This window comes from Nostoc cf. edaphicum LEGE 07299 (assembly GCF_015207245.1).
Taxonomy (GTDB): domain Bacteria; phylum Cyanobacteriota; class Cyanobacteriia; order Cyanobacteriales; family Nostocaceae; genus Nostoc; species Nostoc edaphicum_B.
The window spans coordinates 1-6,078 of the sequence record NZ_JADEXF010000250.1 but is presented as its reverse complement, the minus strand read 5'-3'; the positions used below and the strand labels follow the sequence as shown (position 1 = coordinate 6,078).

6 protein-coding genes and 1 pseudogene are annotated in these 6,078 nt (G+C 41.9%); 5 read left to right on the top strand and 2 right to left on the bottom strand.

Annotated elements, in window-relative coordinates:
• Positions 1-424: hypothetical protein (locus IQ229_RS09620; protein ID WP_194043201.1), on the top strand; the 424-nt coding region annotated here is incomplete at its 5' end.
• Between the two features lie 275 nt (positions 425-699).
• Here the strand turns inward: IQ229_RS09620 and IQ229_RS09615 are convergent.
• On the bottom strand, positions 700-1,014 hold the full coding sequence (locus tag IQ229_RS09615; protein ID WP_194043200.1) for an S-layer protein: 315 nt from the start codon (positions 1,012-1,014) through the stop codon (positions 700-702).
• An 86-nt stretch (positions 1,015-1,100) separates the two neighbouring features.
• Here IQ229_RS09615 and IQ229_RS09610 point away from each other — a divergent pair, with 86 nt between their 5' ends.
• The 4 genes from IQ229_RS09610 to IQ229_RS09595 all read left to right on the top strand — a co-directional run bounded on the left by IQ229_RS09610 (position 1,101) and on the right by IQ229_RS09595 (position 5,692).
• A complete protein-coding gene (locus tag IQ229_RS09610) occupies positions 1,101-1,592 on the top strand; it encodes a class I SAM-dependent methyltransferase (RefSeq protein WP_194043198.1) in 492 nt (163 codons plus the stop codon).
• 266 nt (positions 1,593-1,858) lie between these two features.
• Positions 1,859-2,311, top strand: coding sequence for an Hsp20/alpha crystallin family protein (locus IQ229_RS09605; RefSeq protein ID WP_194043197.1), 453 nt, complete (start codon positions 1,859-1,861; stop codon positions 2,309-2,311).
• A gap of 140 nt (positions 2,312-2,451) precedes the next feature.
• A complete protein-coding gene (locus tag IQ229_RS09600) occupies positions 2,452-4,353 on the top strand; it encodes an ABC transporter ATP-binding protein (protein WP_194043196.1) in 1,902 nt (633 codons plus the stop codon).
• A gap of 31 nt (positions 4,354-4,384) precedes the next feature.
• Entirely contained in the window at positions 4,385-5,692 is a 1,308-nt protein-coding gene (locus tag IQ229_RS09595) for a recombinase family protein (protein WP_194043195.1), read from the top strand.
• A 13-nt stretch (positions 5,693-5,705) separates the two neighbouring features.
• Here IQ229_RS09595 and IQ229_RS09590 read toward each other — a convergent pair.
• Positions 5,706-6,078, bottom strand: a pseudogene (locus tag IQ229_RS09590) (hypothetical protein); the annotation flags it as partial.

The following is a 6,078-nucleotide window of genomic DNA, read 5'->3' as shown; positions in this document are numbered from 1 at the left end:
GCCTAAATCTCTCAAACAACGACACAGATTTTTCCTAAATCCTTATATAGACTGTGCTTTCACTAAATGCCCAAAGTGTGAAACAAAAACGAAGATTCGCAAATTCCCTTTAGTGATTCATATCCAACCACAACAGCTATTTTTACTCAATAAACAGTGTAAATATTGCCCAAGCTGCGACTTAATTATTGCTAAAAAACAGGAAATTGAGCCATTGATGGCTGCTACTTTTGTCCAAACAAATCCTCAAATTTTAGGTAATAACTATGTAGTTATGGGAACAGTTGATAAAAAAGATTGGAAGGAAGGCGACAAAAATTTGCTTTCCCCATCGGAAATGATCGGACGCATATACGTCTTCAAAGATGTTTGGAATTTTGAAATTATTCCAGCAGGTTGGTATCCTAATGAAGAAAAACAATAACACTAAACTTTTTTCCCTATTCAAGTCTAGCAACGAATCTTGACCCAAGATTGACCACCAACTCCCTACTCATGACTCCTCTTCCCACATCAACAGCACTTTCGGCAGTAAGAGAGAAAATAATTGGCTACGCTTTGCTTTAAGAGCGATGTCTACGACGGGCTGCGCTTACGCTACTTTCTCCATCACCAGCAACTATGTCCTGTGGGCCGCCAAGGAAGAAGCTCAAAATCGCGTTGCTCCCTCTATGAATTGAGCATATCTGTGATAGGTAATTATTTTTCAAACCGTTGTTCTTGCTGTGGTTGCTGTTGACGTTGAGCGGGTTGGAGTTTTTTTAATATTGTTGGTGGTGTCGCTTGGCGAAATGCACCACAATAGTGCATGGTCATAACTGCTTTGAAAGCCCAATGATCTGATGGAACATCAGTAAAAGGATTTAGTAAAGTTTGGGCTTGATTTTGAACGCAAGCATTCACAACTTGATTTGATGTTGCTGGAGCTTCAGTTACAGGTTCTTGAGATTTAGCAGGAGTAATAAAGCTAGTAGTTGCTAGTACTACGAGTGTAGCTAAAATTTTGTACTTCATAACTTGAGTTTTCTAGAGATGGCATCTAACCCTATCTTAGTTTGCAGACAGCAGCCCAGGAACTAGAATAATTTTGCCCAGATGAAGTGTTAGCGGTACTTAAACAAAAATTTGGCTTGGGAGATGATGCCGAAGCTTTAGCTCATCTGGGATTTGAAGTAACTGCTTTTGATATTTCACCAACAGCGATCGCTTGGTGTCAAGAGCGATTTCCAGATTCGACTGTCAACTATGTAGTTGCAGATTTGTTAGCAATTCTCTCACAATGGCATCAAGCTTTTGATTTTGTTTTTGAATGTCGTAATATTCAAGCTTTGCCGTTAAATGTGCGTTCTGGGGTTATTTCTTCAGTTACTTCCTTTGTTGCTCCTGGTGGCACACTTTTACTGATTACTCGTGTTCGACATATAGAAGTTGAACCCTCTGGCCCACCTTGGCCATTATCAGACTCAGAATTAGCACAGTTTGAAAATGTGGGATTACAGCAAGTAGAAAAACTCGTGTTTTTAGAATCTGAGCTTGACGTTAAGCAAGTGCGGATTGAATATCAAAGGCATTGGTGGAACCCAATCAGCTAAACCTATTCTCAAGCCTCCCACTCAACAGCAGATTAGGTAATTGATTATCATTGGTCTTAATAGTTATGATTCTGGTTTACCGAACAGAGAAATTAGAGTAACCCGTAATCTTCTTTTAGGCCTAATTAAGTGCGGTAATCATCATTTAATTAGGTGATGATTACCGAATGTACAGGAGTTTGAACCATACTTATTATGAATACATAAAGCACAAAATCAAGTGCAAAAACGATTAAACAATAGCTGAATTTTTCCGAGAAAGAGTTATGGTACTAGTTCGTTACAACCCCTGGCAAGAATTGAACGCTTTAGAACGTCACATCAACGGCTTATTTGGAGATACCAGAGTACCATCTGCACGGTCTGAAAAAGGCTTTATCAGAGTACCGGCTGCTGAGTTGCACGAAACCAATGATGCGATTCATCTCAAGCTAGAACTACCAGGACTGGAAGCTAAAGACTTAGATATTCAAGTCACCCAAGACGCTGTTCACATTAGCGGTGAGCGCAAGTCTGAAACTAAAACTCAAGACAATGGTATTACCAAGAGTGAATTTTACTATGGCAAGTTCCAACGTGTAATTCCTCTATCTGCTAGGGTTCAAAATACCAATGTCACCGCAGATTATAAAGACGGTATCTTGAATTTGACACTGCCTAAGTCCGAGGAAGAAAAGAACAAAGTTGTCAAGGTTAATCTAGAACAACCTGCTGCATAACCGCGAAACTACTCACCTCCAATAATTGATTGAGATAGCTAAAAGCCCAGTTAGAGATGACTGGGCTTTTTTGTATGCGATTGAATTGAGATCACAACGTCTGTCTGGGAACTTTGCTATTATTTGCTACTTTAAAATATATGCAAATAATTGAGATTTCTCCATTCCAAGCATTTCGCCGGAGTGTAGCAACAGTGATACAGGTAGTTCCAAAGGAGCTACGCTATGTAACAATACTGACATTAGTGGGTGGTGCAGGCCCAGCGATCGCCATTTGGCTCAACAAAACGATCATTGATGAGATTACCCGCTTATTGAGTACGGGGACAACGCAGAATGCCATCGCCCTGATACTTTCGCAACCGCTGCTACTCTCCAGCATTGCAGGTTCGCTGCTAGTGAATTTGGTCAGTGATGCGATCGCTAACATCAATGCCTTTGTATATAGTTCTCTGCGCGATCGCGTTTTCGGCTTTGTCCAAGGACAAGTGATTGAAAAGGTTGCCACTTTTGAAGATATTGCTCTGTTTGAAACACCCGATTTGCTCAATTTGGTGCAGTTGACCGAAAAGGGAGTACAACGACTTCCAGAGCTTTGTCTTAGGCTGGTGACGATGTTAGAAGGAATTTTTATCTTCATTCCAGCCATACTGCTTTCGGTGTCTCTTGCTTGGTGGGTACCACTAATTTTGTTTAGCTGCGTTACCCCGGTGATGTATGTGCAGGTGAAATACCGTAAGCAAGCTTGGGGAGTAGAAAGAACTCAAGCGAGTGTTTTTCGGGAAATGAATTTATACAAAACGGTTTTAACCGGAGAAACATACGCCAAAGAAATACGCTTGTTTAGCTTGCAACCCTTACTACTAGAACGCTGGCACGGGCTTTACCGTACCATTTTTAGAGCAATGGAACAAATCCGCCGTCGGGGGACAACAGCGGTTATTGGTTGGTCTTTATTGAGCGGGTTAGGTTTGGCGTTGCCATACATATACGTCATCCAGGGAGTGCTAGGTGGAACCCATACATTAGGAGATTTGGCACTTTACACTGGGGTAATCTTGGAAGTGCGGCGGAGTTTGGATAATTTGATGTCTGGCGGGTCAGAGTTATATAATATTGCACTGGCAACGACGCCGATTTTTCAGCTTTTGGAGTTAGAGCCGCAGTTGTCCCGTTCTCATGCAGAGTTGCAATCAAAGTCAGTAACAAAGGTATGGGAAAAAGTCAGAGAATCGGCTGCTAACAATCGGAACTTTCAAAGAAATGGGAACGATCGTCGATCGCAAACAGGTATTGACATCAAAAATCTATCCTTTACTTATCCCAATAGCGATCGCCCAATTCTAAAAAACATCAACCTGACGATTCACCCCAACGAGATGATTGTACTCGTGGGTGAAAATGGTGCTGGCAAGACTACATTAGCAAAGCTATTATGTCGCCTCTACGATCCTAGCCAAGGTGCGATTATTTGGAATGGGCAAGATTTACGATCACTTCCATTAGAAGATTTGCGATCGCGTATTGATGTAGTCATGCAAGATTACGCTCGTTTTCCAACTACCGTGCGGGAGAATGTTGCTTTTGGGGATTTAGTTAAAATGCAGGATGATGACGCCATCACAGAAGCGATCGCTGAGGCTGGTTTGGCGAGAGTAATTTCAAATCTTGATCGAGGTTTGGAAACTCTTTTAGGCAAACAGCTAGAAGGAGGTATCGATCTATCAGGAGGACAATGGCAAAGATTAGCAATCGCTCGTGCTTTGCTGCGACTCTCTCCAGCCGAACTAGTCATCCTTGACGAACCAACAGCAAACCTCGATCCGAAAACAGAACACGAGATTTACAATATTTTGCGTAACCTGGCGAAGGGAAGAATAGCCGTTGTAGTTAGCCATCGCCTCGCCTTAGCAAAACTAGCAGATCGAGTTGTAGTACTAGAACATGGTCAAATTATCGAGGTGGGCACTCATGACGAACTCATGGCACTAGGCGGACAGTATCACTTGATGTTTTGCCGTCAAGCTAGTAGTTATAACTGATACTATTTCTTTGTGAGGCTGTGCTAAACCTTTGAAAATAATTGCTTACTCTTACACCGATCCGCTATTAGAATCTTCTCCCGATCGAGCCGATTGGGGATGGGAGGTGGATCGGGTTTATGAAGATTTGGGCAAGCCAAACTCTTCTGAACGATCGCAATTACAACAATTATTTACCGATTGCCAAACTGAACCAGCAAATTATCTCCTGATTCGTCGGTTGGAAGAATTAGGAGATACTGTAGAGGAAATTAGCGATCGCCTCAATCAACTCGAAGTCATGGGAATCGCAGTAATTGCCACTGAACAACCCTACACTTCCGAAAATTACCCTCTGGGCGCTGACTTGTTGAATTTGCTACATGCAATCCAACGTCAGCAACGTAGCCGCCGCATCCGCCAAGGACACGCCCGTAATCGTCTTGAGGTTGCACCGCCACCCGGTAAAGTTCCCTACGGCTATCGCAGAGGTAAGGGAAAATATACCATTGACCGCAGTACATCACCAGTGGTCAAAGATTTTTTTGAACACTTTTTACTCTATGGTTCCTTGCGGGGTTCAGTGCGTTACTTGGCGAAAAAATACGGCAAGAAAATCTCTGTAACCACAGGAAGACGCTGGCTGACTAATCCAGTTTATCGCGGCAATACAGCTTACCAAAATGGTGAAATTATCTCCAATACCCATATTCCGATAATTTCTAAGGAAGAAGCAGCTCAAGTTGACCGACTTTTGCGCCGTAACAGCCGTTTACCATCCCGAACTGCTAGCGCACCGCGTTCTCTGGCTGGGTTGGTTGTCTGTGCTGAGTGTCAGTCACATCTGACAGTTACCCGTGTTACCCAACGCAACCAAGATAAAGAGTATCTTTATTTACGTTCTACTAGCTGTCCCCAAAGCCCTAAGTGTAAAGCTATTCCCTACCAACAGGTGTTGGAACATACCATTGAAACCGTTTGCCGTGATTTACCTCTGGCGGTAGCAGGAATGAATTTTCCCCAGTTGGATGCATTCAAGAATAGTTTAGGACAAGCGATCGCTCGTCAGCAAGAAATACTTGCTCAGTTACCCGCTTTAATTGAAACTGGAATTTTAGATGACGAAACCGCAAAGTTAAGGGCTTACAAACTCCGCACAGAAATTTCTGCACTCGAAGCAAAGTTGGCAATTCTCCCTCCAGTTAACTTGCGTTCTGTTGCTCAAGCTGTTTCTATACCACAATTTTGGTTAGATTTGTCGGAAACAGAACGAAGATTTTACTTTCGAGAATTTATTAGGCAAATTGAGATTGTTTGTCAGAATAAAGAATTAAAACTCCAAGTTATTTTTATTTTTTGATTTAATTGAAACGCTATTTTTGAGACGGTTGATCCTTAGTATAGGCAACAGGTTTTGGCCCTGCATTCCGCACATTGATAACTTTATTCAGGATATCAAACCAAAAAGGCGCACCCATAGCAATAGCAAAACCACTCACTATCCAACCACAAATTAATTTAAAAACCTGTGAACTTCTGATGTAAACTCTATTAGATTTCGTCGTATCTAATAACTCAAACTGTTGATTAATATTTTGCCATCCAATCGGTATAGAAGAATTTCCTAATAGCTTTTCAATCTCATTTCTGGCTTCTTGATCATTAATATAATCGATTCTTTGACTTGCACTTTGAGTAATGGTAGAGCGGATAACCGAATCCTGTGACAGTCTTTTAACCAAGTGG

What these genes read in the sequence shown, in the direction of transcription:
- IQ229_RS09615 (WP_194043200.1), bottom strand. Translation starts at nt 1,014, where the DNA reads ATGAAGTACAAAATTTTAGCTACACTCGTAGTACTAGCAACTACTAGC.
- IQ229_RS09605 (WP_194043197.1), top strand. Translation starts at nt 1,859, where the DNA reads ATGGTACTAGTTCGTTACAACCCCTGGCAAGAATTGAACGCTTTAGAA.
- IQ229_RS09600 (WP_194043196.1), top strand. Translation starts at nt 2,452, where the DNA reads ATGCAAATAATTGAGATTTCTCCATTCCAAGCATTTCGCCGGAGTGTA.